This is a genomic window from Pseudomonas sp. M2(2023), from assembly GCF_030263955.1.
GTDB classification, from domain to species: domain Bacteria; phylum Pseudomonadota; class Gammaproteobacteria; order Pseudomonadales; family Pseudomonadaceae; genus Aquipseudomonas; species Aquipseudomonas asiatica.
Genome location: NZ_CP127114.1, coordinates 5,211,754 through 5,233,997 on the forward strand (window position 1 = coordinate 5,211,754; position 22,244 = coordinate 5,233,997).

Here is a 22,244-nt window from a genome sequence, read left to right on the forward strand (position 1 = left end):
GCAGTACCTGTGGGAGCGGGTTTACCCGCGAACACCGGCGAAGCCGGTGCCATAAATCGCGGTTGCGGGTAGGCCCACACCCACAACTACTCTGAACCTCAGTGCATCTTGACGATCTGCTGGTCAGACGCGCGCCAGATCAGCCGGCTGGTGTCATAACCCTGCTGCCGGGCCTTGGACATCAGGTTCTCGCGCTCCCAGGCTGGTAGCGTCGGCGTACGCGACAGCAGCCACAAGTGCTTGCGGTCCGGGCTGCCGACCACCGCCGTGCGATAGCGATCATCCACATACAGAATCCAGTACTCGCCCCTCGCCACCCCTGGCACCAGCTTGGTGAACCAGTTGTCGAACTCGACCCACAATTTGTCGGTGTGCCCTGGCTCCTGGATGTTCGCATGCCCTTCGGCGCGCAGCCATTCGTCACCCATGGTGCGGCAGCGGTTGAGCACGCCGAGGCTACCATCGAGTCTGAGGTTGTAGTGCGCTTCGGACTGCTCACAGCCGGTCTGGTAGCGCATTGGCAGGCGCGCCAGTTCGTACCACTTGCCCTGGTAGCGCTTGAGGTCGATGTTGCCCGCGGTCTTCGGCGCCAGCGGGTCGTGCACGGAGCCGGCACAACCGCCCAGCAGCAACGCCAGGCATACCCCCATCAGCAGATACACGCGCCTCATTTGAGACCCTGCCCTGAATACATGAGCACCTTGTCAGCCGCGTACTGCACACTGATGAAGCTCTTCTCGTCCCCCCAGGTGCAGCTGCTCATCCCCAGCGCGCCAGAGCACTCGGTCGGCGTGCCGAGCAGCTGCTCGACCTCGGCCTTGTTCATACCGGCCTTGATCTTGGAATAGTTTTCCTGGTTGATCTTGCTGCAGGCAGTCAGGACGACGCACAGCGACAACAGGGCGAGGGAACGCAACGACATGAAGGACACTCCTGGAGAGGGGATACAGGCGAGTGGCCTGCAGTGACCTTCGACGGTAAAAACCCTCCCAGGTTCCCTGCTCCCCCTCCTCTACCCCTACGCCATTGGTCGGATGGCCACTACTGTGCGATTAATCACAAAGCATTACCCCGCACAAACAAAAAGGCCGCCCCGTGCAGGAGGCGGCCTTGCGTCGCGACGGCCTGCGCAGCAGGCCACGAAACCTCAGAACCTGGACCCAGGTTCCAGCAAAAAGTCCATCTCTTCGCTGGTACTCGGCCGCTCCAGCACCAGGTTGCGATGCGGGAAGCGCCCGAAACGGGCAATTACCCGCTGGTGCTGCTCGGCATAGTCGAGGAAGCCTTCGAACAACCGGCGGTTGGCTTCGGGTTGCTCGTCCAGCAGCACCTGGTAGCGCTCGACGCACAGGTTCTGCCAGTCCAGCACTTCGGCATGTTCCAGAACCAGCAGCACGAACACCCGCTGTATCGGCAGCAGTTGGTAATCCCAGTTCTTCTGCAAACCCTGCATCGCCACCACCTGGGCACGCCGGTCGCCCTCGAAGGCACGCGGCGTGTCGCGGTAGATCATGCGCGGCAACTGGTCCAGCAGGATCAGCAGGCCCAGCCAGCCCTGCGGGCTTTGCTGCCACTCGTCGAGCCCACCCGCCAGGGCATGCTCGACCAGGTCGCCAAACAGCGCATGGGCGTCGGCGTCATGATGCTTGCCGAACCACAGCGTGCTCTTCTCGTCAGCCACGGCCTGGGGACTGGTGCCCCAACCGAACCACCACTCCAGCAACGGCTGCCAAGGTGCGAGCATGACTTACTCCTTGTGGTAGGCGGTGACGCGCTCGACCTCTTCCTTCGAGCCGAGGATTACCGACACACGCTGGTGCAGGCTTTCTGGCTGGATGTCGAGGATGCGATCGTAACCGTTGGTGGAGGCACCGCCGGCCTGTTCGATGATGAAGGACATCGGGTTGGCTTCGTACATCAGGCGCAGCTTGCCCGGCTTGCTCGGTTCGCGAGCGTCACGTGGGTACATGAACAGGCCGCCACGGGTCAGGATGCGGTGTACGTCCGCCACCATCGAGGCGATCCAGCGCATGTTGTAGTTTTTCTTCAGCGGGCCGGTCTCGCCTGCCAGCAGTTCGCCCACGTAACGCTGAACCGGGGCTTCCCAGTGGCGCTGGTTGGACATGTTGATGGCGAATTCTGCGGTAGTTTCCGGCACGCGGATGTTTTCGTGGGTGAGGACGAAGCTGCCCAGTTCGCGGTCCAGGGTGAAGCCCTTGACGCCGTTGCCCAGGGTCAGGATCAGCATGGTCTGCGGGCCGTAGATGGCGTAACCGGCGGCGACCTGCTGGGTGCCTGGTTGCAGGAAGGCTTTTTCGTTCAGGGTTTCGTTCTGGCTCAGGTATTCGTTAGGGCAACGCAGTACCGAGAAGATGGTGCCGACCGAAACGTTGACGTCAATGTTGGACGAGCCGTCCAGCGGGTCGAATACCAGCAGGTAGGCGCCTTTCGGGTACTTGCCCGGGATCTGGTAGGCGTTGTCCATTTCTTCGGAAGCCATGCCGGCCAGGTGGCCGCCCCACTCGTTGGCTTCCAGCAGGATATCGTTGGAAATCACGTCCAGTTTCTTCTGGACTTCGCCCTGCACGTTTTCAGTGCCCATGCTGCCCAGCACGCCACCGAGGGCGCCTTTGGACACGTGATGGCTGATTTCCTTGCACGCACGCGCCACCACTTCGATCAGGAAGCGCAGATCGGCAGGGGTATTGTTGCTGCGGGTCTGCTCAATCAGATAGCGACTCAGGGTAACGCGGGACATGTATGGCTCCGAAAGGATTGGGGGATAAAAACCCCCGCAGTTTACAGGGAGAGTTGCAGGCTAGCGAGTGATGAGACTCGCAACGGCTCTCAGACGGCACAATAGGTCGGTAGTTCAGCGCGCGCCAGGCCGGTGGTCTGGTTGTGGGCCCATTCGCGGGCACGCCCGCTCCCACAGGGACTGCACAAGATTTCCAATGTTGTGCAAATCCTGGGGGAGCGGGCGTGCCCACGAAGAGGCCGGCACAGGCTTACCTCAATCCAAAGCCTTCCAGATCTCGCTGGCATATTCCCGAATGGTCCGGTCCGAGGAGAACCAGCCCATCCGCGCGGTATTCAGCACCGCCATGCGCCACCATTCCTGCGGCGTGTGCCAAAGCTCCTCGACCCGTCGCTGGGCATCCCAGTAGGCATCGAAATCGGCACACACCAGGAAACGGTCATGAGCTACCAGCCCGTCGATCAGCGCGCTGTAGCGCGACGGGTCGTCCGGTGAGAACACCCCGCTGCGAACAGCCTGCAACACGTCGTTCAGGCGGCTGGACGCGGCAATCGCCGCACTGGCGCCAAAGTCACCGTCGCGCCGCCTGGCCTCCACCTGCTGCGCAGTAAGGCCGAAGATGAACATGTTTTCGGTACCCACCTGCTCGCTCATCTCGACATTGGCACCATCCAGGGTACCGATGGTCAACGCGCCGTTCAGGCCGAACTTCATGTTGCTGGTGCCGGACGCTTCGTAACCGGCGGTGGAGATCTGCTCGGAAAGGTCCGCCGCCGGGATGATGCTTTCAGCCAGACTGACGTTGTAGTTGGGCAGGAACACCACCTTCAGCAGGCCGCGCACGGTGGGGTCGTTGTTCACCACCCGGGCGATGTCGTTGGCCAGCTTGATGATCAGCTTGGCCTGGTGATAGCTGGCCGCGGCCTTGCCGGCGAAGATCTTCACCCGCGGCACCCAGTCGGTACCGGGGTCGTTGCGCATGGCCTGGTACAACGCCACGGTGTGCAGCAGGTTGAGCAACTGGCGCTTGTATTCGTGGATGCGCTTGACCTGCACGTCGAACAACGCCTCGGGGTTCACCGTAACGCCCAGGCGGTCCTGGATGATGCTGGCCAGGGCACGCTTGCTGTGCAGGCGCTGCGCGGCGAACTGCTTGCGGAAACCGCTCTTGTCGGCGAACGGTACCAGATTGGCCAGGCGTCCTTCGGGGTCGTCCAGCAGCTCAGGGCCCAGCGCCTCGATCAGCATCGCGGTCAGCTGCGGGTTGGACTGGTACAGCCAGCGGCGGAAGGTAATGCCGTTGGTCTTGTTGTTGATCCGTTGCGGGTAGAGCTTGTGCAGCTCGGCGAACACCGTGCTTTTCATCAGTTTGCTGTGCAGCGCCGACACACCGTTGACGCTGTGCGAGCCGAGGAACGCCAGGTTGCCCATGCGCACCCGGCGGCCATTGTCTTCCTCGATCAACGACACAGCCCGCAACACGTCGAAGTCGTGCAGGCCTTTCGCCCGCAGCGCGTCGATGTGGTAGGCGTTGATCAGGTAGATGATCTGCATGTGCCGCGGCAGCATGCGTTCCATCAGCGCAACGGGCCAGGTTTCCAGGGCTTCGGGCAGCAAGGTGTGGTTGGTGTAGGCCAGGGTGCCGACGGTCAGCTCCCAGGCGGTATCCCAAGGGATCTCATGCTGGTCGACCAGCAGGCGCATCAGCTCGGCCACGGCGATCGACGGGTGGGTGTCGTTGAGCTGGATGGCCGCCGCATCCGGCAGGTTGAGCAGGTTGTCGTGCATGTTCAGATGGCGGCGCAGCAGGTCCTGCAACGAAGCCGAGACGAAGAAGTATTCCTGGCGCAGGCGCAGTTCCTGGCCCGCCTCGGTGCTGTCGGCCGGGTACAGCACCCGCGAAATGCTTTCGGCCCGTGCCACCTCGGCCACCGCGCCCAGGTGGTCGCCGGCATTGAAGCGTTCCAGGTGCAGCTCTTCCAGCGCCCGCGCACGCCACAGGCGCAGGGTATTGACGCTGGCCCCGCGCCAACCGACCACCGGGGTATCGTAGGCCACCGCCCGCACGGTCTCGCCCGGCCACCACACCTGACGCTGCTGGTCGTGGATGTCGTGCACCGTTTCGACGCTGCCGCCAAAGCTGATGGGGTAGATCACCTCGGCGCGCTCGAACTCCCAGGGGTTGCCGAAGTCGAGCCAGTTCTCGGTCTGCTCCTGCTGCCAGCCATCGACCATGGCCTGACGGAACAGCCCGTGCTCATAGCGGATGCCATAACCGTGAGCAGCGATGCCCAGGGTCGACATGCTCTCCATGAAGCACGCCGCCAGGCGGCCCAGGCCACCGTTGCCCAGCGCAGCATCGGGCTCGAGCAGGCGAATGCGCTCCAGGTCCACATTCAGCCCTTCCAATGCGTCGCGGGCAATGTCGAGCAGGCCCAGGTTGCTCAGGCTGTCATACAGCAGCCGGCCGATGAGGAATTCGAGAGAAAGGTAATAGACCCGCTTCTGGCTGCGGCGATACGCCTGGCGGGTGTGGTCCATCCAGTGATCGACCATGTGATCGCGCGCGGCCAGGGCGATGGCCTCGAACCAGTCGTGGTCGAAGGCGTGCTCTGGGTCCTTGCCAACCGCGTAGGTCAGCTTGTCCAGTACAGCGGCGCGAAATTCGGCCACCTCGGCGTCACGAGCTTTGGGTTCCTGGGACATGCGGCATCCTCGGGCAAGTTGACGAAAACGGAGGGAGACTGTTGAGCCTAGACCCTTCGACAGGGAGTGACAGTTAGCGTTCGCAGTTTTCATGCCCACTTTGCGATTCCGGCAAAAGGTTGTTCATAAATTGAACAATTCCGGTATGATCGCGCGCCCCAAGACCGTGATACACCCCATAAAGATGAAAACGACCCTGATCGCCGCAGCCGAAGTCGACCGCCTGGAGACCTGGCAGCGCTACACCAGCAACATGTGTCATGGCTGCCATTCGACCTGCTGCACCCTGCCGGTGGAGGTGAAGATCAAGGATCTGATCCGTATCGGCGTGGTCGACGAGTTCGAGAAAGACGAACCGCCGAAGAACATCGCCAAGCGCCTGCAGAAGGACGGCATCATCGAACGCTTCAACCAGAAGTCGGGGATCTTCACCCTGACCCGGATGAGCAATGATGACTGCCTGTATCTGGATCGTAAAAGCCGGCTGTGCACCATTTATGACAAGCGGCCGGATACCTGCCGCAACCACCCCAAGGTCGGGCCACGGCCGGGGTATTGTGCGTACAAGCCCAAGGTGGTCGGGCGCTGATCGCTAGACTTCAAGGGCCTCTTCGCGGGCTTGCCCGCTCCCACAAGGGTCGCGCAAATCATGGGTTCAGCGACACACCTGTGGGAGCGGGCAAGCCCGCGAAGGGCCGCAAAGCGGCCACTGCTGGCCAATTATGTGCCAAGCCAGAATTCTACTTTCCGCCAGAGGGAAAGCTCCTGCACGCACCACCCTGCTCCGCCGGTGGATGTCCGGGATAGGTCTGCGGCAGCACGCTGACCGGGCTGGTTGCGATAAAGCCATCAGCAAACTTCGCTTCGACGAACTGCGCCTGCCATCCCACCGCCGGCGGCGTGCGCTGCAGGGTGAAACTCTGCATGGGAGCGAGCGTCTCGGATTGGTAGCGCACCCCGCAGGCAAAACGGAAGTCGCGGTCCTGGCTGTTACTCGCCGTCCAGACCTTAACCGCCACTGGCGGCTCGGAGAATTCGACGCTCATCTGCCCGCCTTGCCCGTTCGGCGACACCTGCACGCTTGGCAGAGGGGCCCCATCGCGCAAGCGCGACACCGCAGGTACCAAGGTACTGACTACCGCTTGACGCACCCCGCCATGGTCGGAGTTCGGCAATACCCTGAGGCTGGTCTGGCCCGGCAGGCGCTGCTGATAATCGGTGACCGGGTCAGGGGCGAAGAAATCGTCACCACTGGCGGACACCAGGTACTTGGGAATGGCCAGACGCTGCCTTTTCTCGTTCAGGTACTGCATCGGGTCCATCATCGCCATCAGCTGCTCGAAAGCCGGGGTGCCCAGCTGTTGCAGGACACCAGCCTGCTGGTAGGAACCCAGCGCCAGGGGCCAGTGACCACCATAGCGCTTGCGCAATCCGGCCAGCATGTCCGAAGTATCCGCGACGTCGATCACACTGGGCACGATGGCCATCACCCGCTCATCGGCCAATGCCGTGAGCCATGCGCTCCAGCCGCGCTTGGAGGCACCCGTGATAATGAAGCGGTCCACCGTGAGCCCTTGCCCTGCCAGCTCTTGCTCGGCCAGATCCATCGCCCGGCTTGCCGCCGCGGCCATCGGCACGTGCAGTGGCAATTCCGGCGCGGCGCCGCGAAGCGCATGAGCCCAGGTATGGGCCACGGCGTCATCCTCGCGCAAGGGCTTCTCGTTATCGTTGAAGGTCACGTACTGATTGGGCACATCGCTGATCATGACCACGGCCATCCGTGCCTTGAGGGCGACTTCGCGCAATGCCTCGCGGGTATAGTCCGGGGTTTGCGCCGGTCCGAACCGTACACCGTTGTTCACCACCAGCAAGGCTTTGCCGGGCACGGCATTGTGCGGGATATGCAGCTCGACATCATGCTCCCAGCGGCGCGGCTCAACCACCGGCGCTGGCTCCCAAACCTGGGAAACCATCTGCAAGCGACGAAACACATAACCAGGCTCGGAGGTTTGCTCGAGCAATACCGCTTCCAAGGGTGCCTGACGCACCTTGCCAATATGGCACTGGACAACATCCTGCGGACGCAGGCTGGCACAATCCTGCATGGTGCAAGCCTGCAAGCCAGCCATCAGGCAGGGGATGGCCAGCGCTAAACGGTAATTCATGTGCATGCTTCCTGCTTCGAGAAAGCACTTCACGCTAGGCATCACAACAAGCGCGCACAAGTCGCAAAAGGCCGTGAAGGATGCAACCTACATCAGCTTGAGATATCACCTACAAAAACCTGCGTCAGACAAACAAAAACGCCCCCGTCCTTTCGACCGGGGGCGTTTTCGTTTCAGCTCAAGCTAGACGATCAAGCCTTGGCTTTCTTGGCAGCGCGGGTACGCTCGCCTTCGTCCAGGATCTTCTTGCGCAGGCGGATCGACTTCGGAGTCACTTCGCACAGCTCGTCGTCCTGGATGAATTCCAGGGCCTGTTCCAGGGTGTGGCGAACCGGCGGTACCAGGGCGATGACTTCGTCTTTGCCCGAAGCACGCATGTTGTCGAGCTTCTTGCCTTTGGTCGGGTTCACGCCCAGGTCGTTGTCACGGCTGTTCAGGCCGATGATCTGACCGTTGTAGATGTCCTGGCCGTGCTCGATGAACAGCTTGCCGCGAGCCTGCAGGGTTTCCAGCGAGTAGGTCAGCGCCTTGCCGGTCTCGATCGAAACCAGTACACCGTTCAGACGACCGGACATCTGGCCGGCTTTCATGGTGTCGTAGCGATCGAAGATCGAGGTCAGGATGCCTGCACCGTTGGTCAGAGTCAGGAACTGGTTACGGAAACCGATCAGACCACGAGCAGGTACGTTGTACTCCAGACGTACACGGCCTTTGCCATCCGGCGCCATGTTGGTCAGGTCGCCCTTACGCAGGCCCATTTCTTCCATGACCTTGCCCTGGGATTCTTCAGGGATGTCGATGGTGACGTTCTCGAACGGCTCCTGCTTCACGCCGTTGACTTCGCGGATGATCACTTCAGGGCGGCCTACAGCCATCTCGAAGCCTTCACGACGCATGGTTTCGATCAGAACCGACAGGTGCAGCTCACCACGGCCGGAAACCTTGAACTTGTCAGCCGAGTCGCCTTCTTCAACGCGCAGTGCAACGTTGTACAGCAGCTCTTTGTCCAGACGTTCCTTGATGTTACGGCTGGTGACGAACTTGCCTTCCTTGCCGCAGAACGGCGAGTCGTTGACCTGGAAGGTCATCGAAACGGTCGGCTCGTCAACGGTCAGTGGCTTCATCGCCTCGACGTGGTTCATGTCGCACAGGGTGTCGGAGATGAACAGCTCGTCGAAACCGCTGATGCAGACGATGTCGCCAGCCTGGGCTTCTTCAACGTCGACGCGGTGCAGGCCGTGGTGGCCCATCAGCTTGAGGATACGGCCGTTACGCTTCTTGCCTTCGGTGTCGATGGCAACAACCGGGGTGTTCGGCTTGATACGACCACGGGCGATACGGCCAACGCCGATAACACCGAGGAAGCTGTTGTAGTCCAGAGCGGAGATCTGCATCTGGAACGGGCCATCGACGTCAACGTTCGGCGCCGGTACGTTGTCGACGATCGACTGGTACAGCGGGGTCATGTCTTCGGCCATGTCGGTGTGGTCCAGACCGGCGATGCCGTTCAGGGCCGAAGCGTAGACAACCTGGAAGTCCAGCTGATCATCGGTGGCACCGAGGTTGTCGAACAGGTCGAAGATCTGGTCCAGAACCCAGTCAGGACGCGCGCCCGGGCGGTCAACCTTGTTGATCACGACGATCGGCTTCAGGCCAGCTTCGAAAGCCTTCTTGGTCACGAAGCGGGTTTGCGGCATCGGGCCGTCCTGGGCATCGACCAGCAGCAGCACGGAGTCGACCATCGACATTACACGCTCAACCTCGCCACCGAAGTCGGCGTGGCCGGGGGTGTCGACGATGTTGATGTGGTAGCCGTTCCAGTTGATGGCGGTGTTTTTCGCCAGGATGGTAATGCCGCGCTCTTTTTCCTGGTCGTTGGAGTCCATCACGCGCTCGTCGTTGAGCTCGTTACGCTCCAGGGTGCCGGACTGGCGCAGGAGTTTGTCGACCAGGGTGGTTTTACCATGGTCAACGTGGGCGATGATGGCGATGTTACGCAGATTTTCGATCACAACTGTATCTCGATCAGAGGATTCGGTTGCCGCCAGTGTAGGCGGCGAATATGTATGGTTTGAGGCTCAGCGGGCCCGGTGGTCGGGAGGGCGATGGCGGATGCTGCCGCCATACAGCCCTGGCGTCTTATGCCGGACGATAAACACGCACATTGGCATGTCCCTCACTGAGCAGGTGGTGTGCGTGCAGACGGCTCATCACACCTTTGTCGCAATACAGCAAGTACTGGCGGTTGGCATCCAGCTGCTTGAACTTGCTGTTGATGGCATAGAACGGCATGGCCTGGACTTCGATACCGTCCAGCACCAGAGGTTCGTCTTCCTGGGCATCGGGGTGACGAATGTCGATGACGATCTGGCCGGGCAGCGCCTCGGTCACTTCCTCGATTTCGATGTCCTTGCCCAGTTCGTCGATCACATGGTCGATGGAGATCAACCGGGCGCGTTCCAGGGCGCGCTCCAGCACGGCCATGTCGAACTGCTTCTCTTCATGCTCCATGCGGTGGCGCTTGGCGTGGGTGGTCGGGTTTACCGAGATCACGCCGCAGTATTCTGGCATGTGCTTGGCGAAGTCGGCAGTGCCGATCGCGTAGGCCTGGTCGATGATGTCCTGCTTGTGGCTGGCCAGCAGGGGGCGCAGCACCAGCTTGTCGGTGGCCGAGTCGATGATCGACAGGTTCGGCAAGGTCTGGCTGGACACCTGGGAAATCGCTTCGCCGGTGACCAGGGCATCGATCTCCAGGCGGTCGGCCATGTGCGCGGCACCACGCAGCATCATGCGCTTCAGCGTCACACCCATGTAGCTGTTGTCGACCTTGTTCAGAATCTCGCCGACCACTTCCTCGAACGGCACGCTGATGAACAGCACGCGCTGGCTGCTGCCGAACTTCTTCCACAGGTAGTGAGCCACTTCCATCACGCCCAGCTCGTGGGCACGGCCACCGAGGTTGAAGAAGCAGAAGTGGGTCATCAGGCCGCGGCGCATCATCTGATAAGCCGCCACGGTGGAGTCGAAGCCACCGGACATCAGTACCAGTGTCTGCTCCAGGGCGCCCAGCGGGTAGCCGCCGATGCCCTGGTGCTGGTTATGGATCACGTACAGGCGCTGGTCGCGGATTTCGATGCGCACCAGGACTTCCGGGTTCTTCAGCTCGATGCCGGCGGCGCCGCACTGCTGGCGCAGCTGGCTGCCGACGTAACGGTCGACGTCCATCGAGGTGAAGTCGTGGTGACCACCGCGCTTGCAGCGCACGGCGAAGTGCTTGCCGGCCAGCAGGTGGCCGAAGTGCTGCTTGCACTTGGCGACGATGTCATCGAAGTCGCCGAGCGGGTATTCCTCTACCTGCAGGAAGTGGGTGATACCCGGGGTGCAGGTGAGGCGCTCGATCATCTCGCGCTGGACCTTTTCGTCTTCGACGCGGGTGACCACTTCGAGATTGTCCCAGACACCATCGACCACGAGCTCAGGATCGAGGTCCTTGAGCACGTTGCGGATGTTCTTGCCGAGCTGGCGGATGAAGCGCTTGCGCACCGGCCGGCTCTTGATGGTGATTTCTGGGAAGACTTTGACGATAAGTTTCATTGGTTAACAGCGCGCGCAGGGCCTGCCGAAAATGAGGGGCGCGAATTATAGCGGAAATTGCTCAGGATTTGACCAACTTTTGTACAGAAGGTCGGATTTATATTGCCTGCACCGGCCTCATCGCCGGCAAGCCAGCTCCCACAGGCTATCCACAGTTCTCAAGACCTGCGCCCTACCTGTGGGAGCTGGCTTGCCAGCGATGAGGCCCTCAAAGAAAGCACATAACTCAAGCAATGCACACTATTGGTGCACTGCTACCAAAATTCGCATCTTAAGAGTGCACTTTTCCCCAGCAACCCACCCCCAGATGCCCGCAAACGCCCCCTTTTATCCCGCCCTCGCCATTTTCGGGCACTGGCATGCAATTTGCTCCCTTGTGAGGCAGGTAAGCTTGGCCGACTATCCGCGCCCGGCAACACCCTTTTTCCAGGGCAGCGGCCCACCGCGCTCTAGACCATCCGGAGGACAACATGTCGAAGTCGGTTCAACTCATCAAAGATCATGACGTCAAGTGGATTGATCTGCGTTTCACGGACACCAAAGGCACTCAGCACCACGTGACCATGCCGGCGCGTGATGCACTGGAAGACGACTTCTTCGAAGTCGGCAAGATGTTCGACGGTTCCTCCATCGCTGGCTGGAAAGGCATCGAAGCCTCCGACATGATCCTGATGCCGGTCGACGAAACTGCCGTACTGGACCCGTTCACCGAAGAGCCGACCCTGATCATCACCTGCGACATCGTCGACCCGTCGAGCATGCAGGGCTACGATCGTGACCCTCGCGCCATTGCCAAGCGCGCCGAAGAGTACCTGAAGAGCACCGGCATCGGTGACACCGTATTCGCAGGCCCGGAGCCAGAGTTCTTCATTTTCGACGAAGTGAAGTTCCAGTCGGACATCTCCGGCTCGATGTTCAAGATCTTCTCCGAGCAAGGCTCGTGGATGACCGGCGCTGACGTGGAAGGCGGCAACAAAGGCCACCGTCCAGGCGTGAAGGGCGGCTACTTCCCGGTTCCGCCGTTCGACCACGACCACGAAATCCGTACTGCCATGTGCAACGCACTGGAAGAAATGGGCCAGACCGTCGAAGTTCACCACCACGAAGTGGCGACTGCCGGCCAGAACGAAATCGGTGTCAAGTTCAACACCCTGGTGAAGAAGGCTGACGAAGTACAGGCGCTGAAGTACGTCGTGCACAACGTTGCCGACGCCTACGGCCGCACCGCTACCTTCATGCCGAAGCCACTGTACGGCGACAACGGCTCGGGCATGCACGTGCACATGTCGATCTGGAAAGACGGCAAGAACACCTTCTCGGGTGAAGGCTATGCCGGCCTGTCCGACACCGCCCTGTACTTCATCGGCGGTATCATCAAGCACGGTAAGGCCCTGAACGGCTTCACCAACCCGTCGACCAACTCCTACAAGCGTCTGGTCCCAGGCTTCGAAGCCCCGGTAATGCTGGCCTACTCGGCTCGCAACCGTTCCGCCTCGATCCGTATTCCTTACGTCGGCAGCCCGAAAGCCCGCCGTATCGAAGCTCGCTTCCCGGACCCATCGGCCAACCCATACCTGGCCTTCGCGGCCCTGCTGATGGCCGGCCTGGACGGTATCCAGAACAAGATCCACCCAGGCGATGCTGCCGACAAGAACCTGTACGACCTGCCGCCTGAAGAGGCCAAGGACATTCCGCAGGTTTGCGGCAGCCTGAAGGAAGCTCTGGAAGAGCTGGACAAGGGCCGTGCGTTCCTGACCAAGGGCGGCGTGTTCTCCGACGACTTCATCGATGCCTTCATCGAGCTGAAGAGCGAAGAAGAAATCAAGGTCCGCACCTTCGTTCACCCGCTGGAATACGAGCTGTACTACAGCTGCTGATCTGATCGGCGCCTGGCGCCGATGACATGATCACGAACGGCCTCCTTCGGGAGGCCGTTTTCGTTTCCGTGGTTGCCTCATCGATTTCATACAGAACCAGCAGATGCCGCTGACATTTCGCCGCCCCTTCAGCACGCAGGGTAGGCGTCCCTTCAGTCAACGGACATCACGCCATGCGCAAACTTCTACATGCAATGATTACCGTATCCGCCCTCCTCGCCGGCTGCGCCAGCAATGGCACCGCGCCAGGCCAGGCAACGTCACAGGTGCTTCACCGCGCCACCGGCAGTTGGGACGGCACCCCCTATCGCAATTACCCCGAAGGACGACCAGTGCTGTCGCTGGTGAAAGTCAGCATCCCCGCCCACACAACCCTCGGCTGGCACTGCCATCAGGCGCTCAATCTAGGCTATCTGGCGGAGGGCAGACTTGAGGTGGAAACCCGCGACGGCAAGCGCACAAGCCTGGTTGCGGGCCAGACGCTGGCAGAACTTCAAGGGGAAGTGCACCGCGGGCACACCACTGGGCAGCCCGCCACTGTCATGGTGTTCCACGCAAGCAATGAAGACCTGGCGTTTTCAACGCCAGAAGCCGAATGCCCGCCAGCTGTGCGATAAACCCTGAAACCACCTATGCTCCATATTGGTGCATTCTGTGGACTAACGCCCCCGAATGCACCCCAAAAGCGATCACGTGAACCGTTTAATCAGTTCATTCTGGTGCGAATTGTCCCGTCTCCAGGGCTTTATCGGCAAATTCCGCTTCTTTTCGGAGCCTTGGTTTGGTTCTTGCATTTTTTGCCCAAAGACTGGAATCAGCGGATCCACCGCGCGCCCGACCATGGCCGCGCCCATGCCCGACACGCGCCAAAAGAGGTCGACGACGCCCTATGACCATCAGCGATGCCCAGCACCGTCTGCTTCTGGACAACCTGACCACCGCCACGCTGCTGCTCAACGCCGAGCTGCGCCTGGAGTACATGAACCCGGCCGCGGAAATGCTGTTGGCGGTCAGTGGCCAGCGCAGCCATGGGCAGTTCATCAGCGAACTGTTTACCGAGTCGACCGAGGCGCTCAGCTCGCTGCGCCAGGCGGTCGAGCAGGCGCACCCGTTCACCAAGCGCGAAGCGCAGCTCACCTCGCTGACCGGGCAGACCATCACCGTCGACTACGCGGTAACCCCGATCCTGCATCAGGGCCAGACCCTGCTGCTGCTGGAGGTGCACCCACGCGACCGGCTGCTGCGCATTACCAAGGAAGAGGCCCAGCTGAGCAAGCAGGAAACCACAAAGATGCTGGTGCGCGGCCTGGCCCACGAAATCAAGAACCCCCTTGGCGGCATCCGCGGCGCAGCCCAGCTGCTGGCCCGCGAGCTGCCTGAAGAAGGCCTGCGCGACTACACCAACGTGATCATCGAGGAAGCCGATCGCCTGCGTAACCTGGTCGACCGCATGCTCGGCTCGAACAAGCTGCCGTCGCTGGCCATGACCAACATCCACGAAGTGCTTGAGCGGGTCTGCAGCCTGGTCGAGGCCGAAAGCCAGGGTTGCATCACTTTGGTGCGCGATTATGACCCCAGCCTGCCTGACGTATTGGTCGACCGCGAGCAGATGATCCAGGCCGTGCTCAACATCGTGCGCAATGCCATGCAGGCGATCAGTTCGCAGAACGAACTGCGCCTGGGCCGCATCACCCTGCGCAGCCGTGCCCTGCGCCAGTTCACCATCGGCCATGTGCGCCATCGCCTTGTGGCGAGGGTGGAGATCATCGACAACGGCCCGGGCATCCCGCCGGAACTGCAGGACACCCTTTTCTATCCCATGGTCAGCGGTCGCCCGGACGGTACCGGGCTGGGCCTGGCCATTACCCAGAACATCATCAGCCAGCACCAGGGCCTGATCGAGTGTGAAAGCCATGCAGGCCACACCGCATTCTCGATCTACCTGCCCCTGGAACAAGGAGCCACCGCCTCATGAGCCGAAGTGAAACCGTATGGATCGTCGACGATGATCGCTCCATCCGCTGGGTCCTGGAAAAAGCCCTGCAACAGGAAGGCATGACCACCCAGAGCTTCGATAGCGCCGATGGCGTCATGGGCCGCCTGGCACGCCAGCAACCGGACGTGATCATTTCCGACATCCGCATGCCGGGCACCAGCGGCCTCGACCTGCTGGCACAGATCCGTGAGCAGCACCCGCGCCTGCCGGTCATCATCATGACCGCCCACTCCGACCTGGACAGCGCCGTTGCGTCGTACCAGGGCGGTGCATTCGAGTACCTGCCCAAGCCATTCGATGTGGACGAGGCGGTCTCGCTGGTCAAGCGCGCTAACCAGCACGCCCAGGAGCAACAAGGGCTGGATGTGCCGCAGAGCCTGGCGCGCACCCCGGAAATCATCGGTGAAGCACCGGCAATGCAGGAGGTGTTCCGCGCCATCGGCCGCCTCAGCCACTCCAACATCACCGTGCTGATCAACGGTGAGTCCGGTACCGGCAAGGAGCTGGTGGCCCACGCCCTGCACCGCCACAGCCCGCGTGCGGCCTCACCGTTCATCGCACTGAACATGGCAGCCATCCCCAAGGACCTGATGGAGTCCGAGCTGTTCGGCCATGAAAAGGGCGCCTTCACCGGCGCCGCCAACCTGCGCCGAGGGCGCTTCGAGCAGGCCGACGGCGGCACCCTGTTCCTCGACGAGATCGGCGACATGCCCGCCGACACACAGACCCGCCTGCTGCGAGTGCTGGCCGATGGCGAGTTCTATCGCGTGGGCGGCCACGTACCGGTCAAGGTCGATGTGCGCATCATCGCCGCCACTCACCAGAACCTGGAGTCGCTGGTGCAGGCCGGCAAGTTCCGCGAGGACTTGTTCCACCGCCTGAACGTGATCCGCATCCACATTCCGCGGCTGGCCGACCGCCGCGAAGATATCCCTGCCCTCGCCCGCCACTTCCTCGCCCGTGCCGCCCAGGAGCTGGCGGTCGAGCCGAAGATCCTCAAGCCGGAAACCGAGGAATTCATTCGCAATCTGCCGTGGCCGGGCAACGTACGGCAGATGGAGAACACCTGCCGCTGGATCACCGTGATGGCCTCCAGCCGCGAAGTGCTGATCGGCGACCTGCCGCCGGAGCTGTTGAACCTGCCACAGGACGCCGCACCGGTAACCAACTGGGAGCAGGCCCTGCGCCAGTGGGCCGACCAGGCGCTGGCGCGCGGGCAGACCAGCCTGCTGGACAGCGCAGTGCCGAGCTTCGAGCGGATCATGATCGAGACAGCCCTCAAGCACACTGCTGGCCGTCGGCGCGATGCGGCACTGTTGCTGGGTTGGGGACGCAACACCCTGACGCGCAAGATCAAGGAGCTGGGGATGAATGTGGCGGGGGGCGATGATGAGGAAGGTGACGAGCACTGAGTTCCAGGTAAACCAATAGTTGTTAGGGGCCGCTTTGCGGCCCCTAACATTTCAGCCCTTCGATGCACCGATCCTGTGCCCGATGCACCTCACTAAGGCACAAATCCCCTCAAAAAACGGCCAATTCACCCTGAAAGCCCAGATTCACGGGCTTTTCAAAACTGGCACGCCCCCTGCAATAACCAATACATATCCAGTTTCGGGGGCCCTGGTACAGGCAGGCCGGGTGAACCCCTCTTTTATTCGCAACATCGCCAGTTTTGGGGACCTCGGTACAGGCAGGCCGGGCCATCCCCCCTTTATACGCAGTACCCCTTTCGGGGACCCTGGTACAGGCAGGCCGGGATATCCCCTCTTTTATTCGTGCAGTTTCACCTGCAACCGCCAGCGCCCAGCGTCCTCTGCACCGGCCCACTCGCCGTGCAGGGGGCGCGCGGCCACCACCGTCAGCAACAGCCCTTCCTTGCTACTCTGCACCCGCCAACTCACAGGCTTGCCCTGCAGGCTCAGTTGCCCTTGCCGGGCCTTGCCTTGGGCCTGGAACAACAGTGCTACGGTACCGTCCACATTCTCGCCATGCAGCTGAGGCTCTTCGTTGAACCACAGCTCCAGGCCATCCTGCACCACCTCCACCTGCTGCAACTCGCGCTCGTCGGGTGTAGTCAGGCGGCCGATCATCAGCCCTACCATCAAGCCGACGATCGCCAGCGACAGCATCACCCGCGGGAACGCCTTCGAACGCACGTCCGGTTCGGGGGTAGAATGCCCGTCATCTTCACGCTTGGAGCCGTGCATGTTTCACGTCATCCTTTTTCAACCAGAAATTCCGCCGAATACCGGCAACATCATTCGCCTCTGCGCCAACAGCGGCTGCGACCTGCACCTGATCGAGCCCATCAGCTTCGAACTGGACGACAAGCGCCTGCGGCGCGCGGGGCTGGATTACCACGAGTATGCCACGCTCAAGCGCCACGAGAGCCTGGCCGGATGCCTGGAAAGCCTGGGCAACCCACGGCTGTTCGCCTTCACCACCAAGGGCTCGCACCCGTTCCACGAAGTGGCTTACCAGCCGGGTGATGCCTTCCTGTTCGGGCCAGAAAGCCGCGGCCTGCCGGCCGAAGTACTGGACAGCCTGCCGGCCGAACAACGCCTGCGCCTGCCGATGCGGCCGGGGTGCCGCAGCCTGAATCTGTCCAATACCGTGGCTGTGACGGTGTATGAGGCGTGGCGGCAAAATGGGTTTGCCGGCAGTTGATGCGCTGCCGGCGATAGGGCCGGAACAGGCCAACAAAAAAGGCGACCGAAGTCGCCTTTTTTCAAACGCAGCTATTACTGCACAGTCGGCGCTTCGCCGGCTTCCTGCATGCGCTGCATTTCTTGCGCGTACAGGGCGTCGAAGTTGACCGGCGACAGCATCAGGGCCGGGAACGAACCGCGGGTCACCAGGCTGTCGAGGGTCTCGCGGGCGTACGGGAACAGGATGTTCGGGCAGAACGCACCCAGGGTGTGGCTCATCGAAGCCGCGTCCAGGTTCTTGATCAGGAAGATACCGGCCTGCTGCACTTCAGCGATGAAGGCCACTTCGTCACCGTTCTTGACGGTAACCGACAGGGTCAGTACCACCTCGTGGAAGTCGCCTTCCAGGGCTTTCTGCTTGGTGTTAAGGTCCAGGGCAACGCTCGGCTCCCAGGTCTGGCGGAAGATCTGCGGGCTTTTCGGGGCTTCGAACGACAGGTCGCGCACATAGATGCGCTGCATGGAGAACTGAGGGCTGTTGTCTTCTGCAGCAGCGCCGTTGGTCTGTTGGTCAGTCATGGCAGATCCTTATCCTAATGTTTTTGAATGCAGTGCAAATCAGGCCGCCAGCAGCGCGTCGAGCTTGCCGGCGCGCTCCAGGGCATAAAGGTCATCGCATCCACCGACGTGGGTGCTGCCGATCCAGATCTGCGGCACAGATGTACGGCCGGCCTTCTGGCTCATCTCGGCACGAACCTGTGGCTTGCCGTCGACCTTGATTTCCTCGAAGGCCACGCCCTTGCTCTCGAGCAGGTACTTGGCGCGCATGCAGTAGGGGCAGTAGTCGCTGGAATAGACGATGACGGGCTTCATATCACTTCACCAGGGGCAGGTTATCGGCTTTCCAGCTGGAAACGCCACCGCTCAGTTTGGCGGCGTTGTAACCAGCCTTGAGCAGCTCGCGGCAGATGGTGCCGGACTGCTGGCCCATCGAGTCGACGACGATCAGGGTCTTCTCTTTGTGCTTGTCCAGCTCGCTCATGCGGTTGACCAGCTTGTCCTGCGGGATGTTCACCGCACCGACGATGTGACCGGCGGAGTATTCCTTGGTCGGGCGGATGTCGATGACCAGGGCTTTCTCGGCATTGACCAGGGCAGTCAGCTGGCCGTTGCTCAGGCTCTGGCCGCCGCGACGGATTTCGTTGACCAGCAGCGCGACCAGCAAAACAACGAAGATCGCCACCAGGATGTAGTGGTTTGTCGCAAATTGAATCAGGTTAGCAACCATCTGGGGTGTTCCACGCGATTGAAAATGCCGGCCAGTATACACAGGCCCTTATTGCCACCAAAGCCCGACGGGCCGGCCGGAAAGGTACCTTCATGTTGCCACATTGGCCACGCTGGTCAGGGAACAGGACGAATATTCGCCGCCGGTGGCGCATTTGCCCTAAAATGCGTGTCTTTATCATCTTTGAACAACCGTGAGTTTGATTGATGACGAGTACGCCCAAACCCCTGGTCCTGATCATCCTGGATGGCTTCGGCCACAGCGAAAGCCCCGAATACAACGCCATCTATGCCGCCAACACACCGGTCTATGACCGCCTGCGCGCCAGCCAGCCGCATGGCCTCATTTCCGGCTCGGGCATGGATGTCGGCCTGCCGGACGGGCAGATGGGCAACTCCGAAGTCGGTCACATGAACCTCGGCGCCGGCCGCGTGGTGTACCAGGACTTCACCCGAGTGACCAAGGCCATCCGCGACGGCGAGTTCTTCGAGAACCCGGTTCTGACCGGCGCCGTGGACAAGGCAGCCAGTGCCGGCAAGGCCGTGCACATCCTCGGCCTGCTGTCGGACGGCGGCGTACACAGCCACCAGGACCACCTGGTAGCCATGGCCGAACTGGCCGCGCAGCGCGGTGCGGAAAAGATCTACCTGCACGCCTTCCTCGATGGTCGCGACACGCCACCACGCAGCGCGCAGTCGTCCATCGAACTGCTCGACGCCACCTTCGCCAAGCTGGGCAAGGGCCGCATCGCCAGCCTGATCGGCCGCTACTACGCCATGGACCGCGACAACCGCTGGGACCGCGTCAGCGCCGCCTACAACCTGATCGTCGACAGCGCTGCCGAATACACCGCCGACACCGCCTTGGCCGGCCTGGAAGCGGCCTACGCCCGCGACGAGAGCGACGAGTTCGTCAAGGCCACGCGCATTGGTGAAGCCGTCAAGGTCGAAGACGGCGATGCGGTGATCTTCATGAACTTCCGCGCCGACCGCGCTCGCGAACTGTCGCGCGTGTTCGTCGAAGCCGACTTCAACGAATTCCCGCGTGCCCGCCTGCCAAAACTGGCCGCCTACATCGGCCTGACTCAGTACTCGGCGAAAATCCCGGCCCCCGCCGCCTTCGCCCCGGCCAGCCTGAACAACGTGCTGGGCGAGTACCTGGCGAAGAACGGCAAGACCCAGCTGCGCATCGCCGAGACCGAGAAGTATGCCCATGTCACCTTCTTCTTCTCCGGCGGCCGTGAAGAGCCTTTCGAAGGCGAAGAGCGCATTCTGATCCCATCGCCGAAGGTCGCCACCTACGACCTGCAGCCGGAAATGAGCGCACCGGAAGTTACCGACCGCATCGTCGAGGCTATCGAGCAACAGCGTTATGACGTGATCGTGGTCAACTACGCCAACGGCGACATGGTCGGCCATACCGGCGTGTTCGAGGCTGCGGTGAAAGCCGTCGAGGCCTTGGATGGCTGCGTCGGGCGCATCGTCGAAGCTCTGGACAAGGTCGGCGGCGAAGCGCTGATCACCGCCGACCACGGCAACGTCGAACAGATGGAAGACGAATGCACCGGCCAGGCGCACACCGCGCACACCACCGAGCCGGTGCCGTTCATCTATGTCGGCAAGCGCAACGTCAAGGTGCGTGACGGCGGCGTGCTGGCCGATGTGGCGCCGACCATGCTGAAGCTGCTGGGGCTGGAAAAGCCGGTGGAAATGACTGGTACCTCGATCCTGGTCGACGCCTGATTCTGTTTATTGGGGCCGCTCTGCGGCCCCAATAACACATGAATTCCAGACAAACGCCCCTCTGCACCCGCAGCGAGGCGTTTTTTTTGCCCGCCCGCGCGGGCATACTAGGCCAGTCTCCATCCTTGGTACGCCAAACCCCATGCTTCGCGCCCTGATCCTCCTAGCCCTGTCTTGCCTGCTCAGCCCGGCCTTTGCCGATGAGCGTGCGCAGACCCAGCAGCAACTGGACGCCACCCGCCAGGACATTGCCGAGCTCAAGAAGACGCTGGGCAAGCTCCAGGAAGAAAAGGCCGGTGTGCAAAAGGACCTCAAAGCCACCGAGACCGATATCGGCAACCTCGAAAAGCAGGTGGAGGCCCTGCAGCAAGAACTAAAAAAGACCGAGGGCGAGCTGGAGCGCCTTGATACCGAGAAAAAAAAACTCCAGAGCGCCCGCGTTGAACAACAGCGACTGATCGCCATCCAGGCCCGTTCGGCCTACCAGAACGGCCGCGAGGAATACCTCAAGCTGCTGCTCAACCAGCAGAACCCCGAGAAGTTTGCCCGCACCCTCACCTACTACGACTACCTGAGCAACGCGCGCCTGGAGCAACTGCGCACCTTCAACGAAACCCTGCGCCAGCTGGCCAACGTCGAACAGGAAATCGCTACCCAGCAGCAACAGTTGCTGGCCCAGCGCGCCGACCTCGACAGCCGCCGCCAGGCCCTGGAAACCGAGCGTGGCAAGCGCCAGCAGGTGCTGGCCAAGCTCAACAGCGACATGAAGGACCGCGACCAGAAGCTGCAATCGCGCGAGCAGGATCAGGCCGATCTGTCCAAGGTACTCAAGACCATCGAGGAAACCCTCGCCCGCCAGGCCCGCGAAGCCGAAGAAGCGCGCAAGAAGGCCCTGCTGGCCCAGCAGGAAGCGGAAAAACGCCGCCAGCAGGAAGCCCTGGCCGCCGCTGCCGCCCGCGAGCAGGCCCGCGAACCGGTGGAGCCACCGAAAAAGGCCCGCACCACCCTGGGCCCGCTGGTTTCCAGCGACGGCGCGAACTACGGCGGCGCATTTTCTGCCGCACGGGGAAAACTTCCCTGGCCAGTCAATGGTCGATTGCTGGCACGTTTCGGTGATGCCCGCGGCAGCGATGCCCGTGCCAAGTGGGACGGGGTGATGATCAGCGCCAACCCGGGCACCCAGGTCCGTGCCGTGCACGGCGGGCGCGTGGTGTTCGCCGACTGGTTGCGCGGTGCCGGGCTTCTGGTCATTCTCGACCATGGCAACGGTTACCTGAGCCTGTACGGCCATAACCAGAGCCTGCTCAAGAGCGCCGGTGATATCGTCAAGGCTGGCGAGGCCATTTCCACCGTTGGCGACAGCGGCGGCCAGGACGCTTCCGGCTTGTACTTCGCCATCCGCCAGCAGGGCCGGCCTACCGACCCTTCGCAGTGGTGCCGGGGCTAAGTCAAATTTCTACGGGGTAGCCC

Annotated in this window: 20 protein-coding genes; 8 read left to right on the forward strand and 12 right to left on the reverse strand. The window is 61.8% G+C overall.

The features are described 5' to 3' along the window. Window positions 1-98: 98 nt before the first annotated feature. The 5 genes from QN085_RS23910 to QN085_RS23930 all read right to left on the reverse strand — a co-directional run bounded on the left by QN085_RS23910 (window position 99) and on the right by QN085_RS23930 (window position 5,464). Entirely contained in the window at window positions 99-671 is a 573-nt protein-coding gene (locus QN085_RS23910; RefSeq protein WP_003259870.1) for a lipocalin family protein, read from the reverse strand. Beyond that, on the reverse strand, window positions 668-922 hold the full coding sequence (gene bamE / locus QN085_RS23915) for an outer membrane protein assembly factor BamE domain-containing protein (protein ID WP_003249234.1): 255 nt from the start codon (window positions 920-922) through the stop codon (window positions 668-670). The genes QN085_RS23910 and bamE overlap by 4 nt, the downstream gene beginning before the upstream one ends. Window positions 923-1,147: 225 nt before the next feature. Further along, window positions 1,148-1,744: a DUF924 family protein gene (locus QN085_RS23920; protein WP_013974567.1), complete on the reverse strand. Its 597-nt coding sequence runs from the start codon at window positions 1,742-1,744 to the stop codon at window positions 1,148-1,150. Between the two features lie 3 nt (window positions 1,745-1,747). After that, the gene (locus QN085_RS23925) at window positions 1,748-2,758 is read right to left on the reverse strand and encodes a class 1 fructose-bisphosphatase (RefSeq protein WP_013974568.1); all 1,011 of its coding nucleotides are present in this window, start codon (window positions 2,756-2,758) and stop codon (window positions 1,748-1,750) included. A gap of 255 nt (window positions 2,759-3,013) precedes the next feature. Then, complete coding sequence (locus tag QN085_RS23930; protein WP_024087843.1) at window positions 3,014-5,464, reverse strand: glycogen/starch/alpha-glucan phosphorylase; 2,451 nt, start codon at window positions 5,462-5,464, stop codon at window positions 3,014-3,016. 184 nt (window positions 5,465-5,648) lie between these two features. Here QN085_RS23930 and QN085_RS23935 point away from each other — a divergent pair, with 184 nt between their 5' ends. Then, window positions 5,649-6,053, forward strand: a complete 405-nt coding sequence (locus QN085_RS23935; RefSeq protein WP_003259873.1) for a YkgJ family cysteine cluster protein — start codon at window positions 5,649-5,651, stop codon at window positions 6,051-6,053. A 151-nt stretch (window positions 6,054-6,204) separates the two neighbouring features. Here QN085_RS23935 and QN085_RS23940 read toward each other — a convergent pair whose 3' ends face one another. The 3 genes from QN085_RS23940 to thiI form a co-directional block, all read right to left on the reverse strand. Next, window positions 6,205-7,629, reverse strand: a complete 1,425-nt coding sequence (locus QN085_RS23940) for a PhoPQ-activated pathogenicity-related family protein (RefSeq protein WP_038410199.1) — start codon at window positions 7,627-7,629, stop codon at window positions 6,205-6,207. 191 nt (window positions 7,630-7,820) lie between these two features. After that, window positions 7,821-9,641, reverse strand: coding sequence for a translational GTPase TypA (gene typA, locus QN085_RS23945; protein WP_013974573.1), 1,821 nt, complete (start codon window positions 9,639-9,641; stop codon window positions 7,821-7,823). A 127-nt stretch (window positions 9,642-9,768) separates the two neighbouring features. Further along, window positions 9,769-11,223, reverse strand: a complete 1,455-nt coding sequence (gene thiI, locus QN085_RS23950; protein WP_013974574.1) for a tRNA uracil 4-sulfurtransferase ThiI — start codon at window positions 11,221-11,223, stop codon at window positions 9,769-9,771. A 470-nt stretch (window positions 11,224-11,693) separates the two neighbouring features. Here thiI and glnA point away from each other — a divergent pair, with 470 nt between their 5' ends. The 4 genes from glnA (at window position 11,694) to ntrC (ending at window position 16,508) form a co-directional block, all read left to right on the forward strand. Beyond that, window positions 11,694-13,100 (forward strand): type I glutamate--ammonia ligase, encoded by a 1,407-nt coding sequence (glnA, locus tag QN085_RS23955; protein ID WP_015272115.1) that lies wholly within the window; start codon window positions 11,694-11,696, stop codon window positions 13,098-13,100. 173 nt (window positions 13,101-13,273) lie between these two features. Further along, entirely contained in the window at window positions 13,274-13,717 is a 444-nt protein-coding gene (locus QN085_RS23960; protein ID WP_031324390.1) for a cupin domain-containing protein, read from the forward strand. A gap of 272 nt (window positions 13,718-13,989) precedes the next feature. Further along, complete coding sequence (glnL, locus tag QN085_RS23965) at window positions 13,990-15,075, forward strand: nitrogen regulation protein NR(II) (protein WP_013974577.1); 1,086 nt, start codon at window positions 13,990-13,992, stop codon at window positions 15,073-15,075. Next, window positions 15,072-16,508 (forward strand): nitrogen regulation protein NR(I), encoded by a 1,437-nt coding sequence (gene ntrC / locus QN085_RS23970; protein ID WP_013974578.1) that lies wholly within the window; start codon window positions 15,072-15,074, stop codon window positions 16,506-16,508. The genes glnL and ntrC overlap by 4 nt, the downstream gene beginning before the upstream one ends. 357 nt (window positions 16,509-16,865) lie before the next feature. On the opposite strand, the gene QN085_RS23975 is transcribed toward ntrC, so the two are convergent. Next, entirely contained in the window at window positions 16,866-17,303 is a 438-nt protein-coding gene (locus tag QN085_RS23975) for a hypothetical protein (protein WP_023660971.1), read from the reverse strand. On the opposite strand from QN085_RS23975, the gene trmL reads away from it, so the two are divergent. Next, window positions 17,302-17,763 (forward strand): tRNA (uridine(34)/cytosine(34)/5-carboxymethylaminomethyluridine(34)-2'-O)-methyltransferase TrmL, encoded by a 462-nt coding sequence (trmL, locus tag QN085_RS23980; RefSeq protein WP_013974580.1) that lies wholly within the window; start codon window positions 17,302-17,304, stop codon window positions 17,761-17,763. The two genes, QN085_RS23975 and trmL, sit on opposite strands and share 2 nt — an antisense overlap. Window positions 17,764-17,837: 74 nt before the next feature. On the opposite strand, the gene secB is transcribed toward trmL, so the two are convergent. Genes secB through QN085_RS23995 form a run of 3 tightly spaced genes read right to left on the reverse strand, consistent with a single transcriptional unit; the run spans window position 17,838 to window position 19,032 of the window. Next, window positions 17,838-18,323 carry a protein-export chaperone SecB gene (gene secB / locus QN085_RS23985; RefSeq protein WP_013974581.1) on the reverse strand — a complete coding sequence of 162 codons (486 nt, stop codon included), beginning with the start codon at window positions 18,321-18,323 and terminating at the stop codon, window positions 17,838-17,840. 39 nt (window positions 18,324-18,362) lie between these two features. Then, on the reverse strand, window positions 18,363-18,617 hold the full coding sequence (gene grxC / locus QN085_RS23990; RefSeq protein WP_003249204.1) for a glutaredoxin 3: 255 nt from the start codon (window positions 18,615-18,617) through the stop codon (window positions 18,363-18,365). Between the two features lies 1 nt (window position 18,618). After that, window positions 18,619-19,032: a rhodanese-like domain-containing protein gene (locus QN085_RS23995; protein WP_003259887.1), complete on the reverse strand. Its 414-nt coding sequence runs from the start codon at window positions 19,030-19,032 to the stop codon at window positions 18,619-18,621. A 206-nt stretch (window positions 19,033-19,238) separates the two neighbouring features. Between QN085_RS23995 and gpmI the strand changes: the two genes are divergently transcribed. Together gpmI and QN085_RS24005 are read left to right on the forward strand one after the other, a co-directional pair. Beyond that, the gene (gene gpmI / locus QN085_RS24000; protein ID WP_013974582.1) at window positions 19,239-20,774 is read left to right on the forward strand and encodes a 2,3-bisphosphoglycerate-independent phosphoglycerate mutase; all 1,536 of its coding nucleotides are present in this window, start codon (window positions 19,239-19,241) and stop codon (window positions 20,772-20,774) included. Window positions 20,775-20,916: 142 nt separating this feature from the next. After that, window positions 20,917-22,221: a murein hydrolase activator EnvC family protein gene (locus QN085_RS24005; protein WP_041506356.1), complete on the forward strand. Its 1,305-nt coding sequence runs from the start codon at window positions 20,917-20,919 to the stop codon at window positions 22,219-22,221. The last annotated feature ends 23 nt before the right edge of the window (window positions 22,222-22,244 follow it).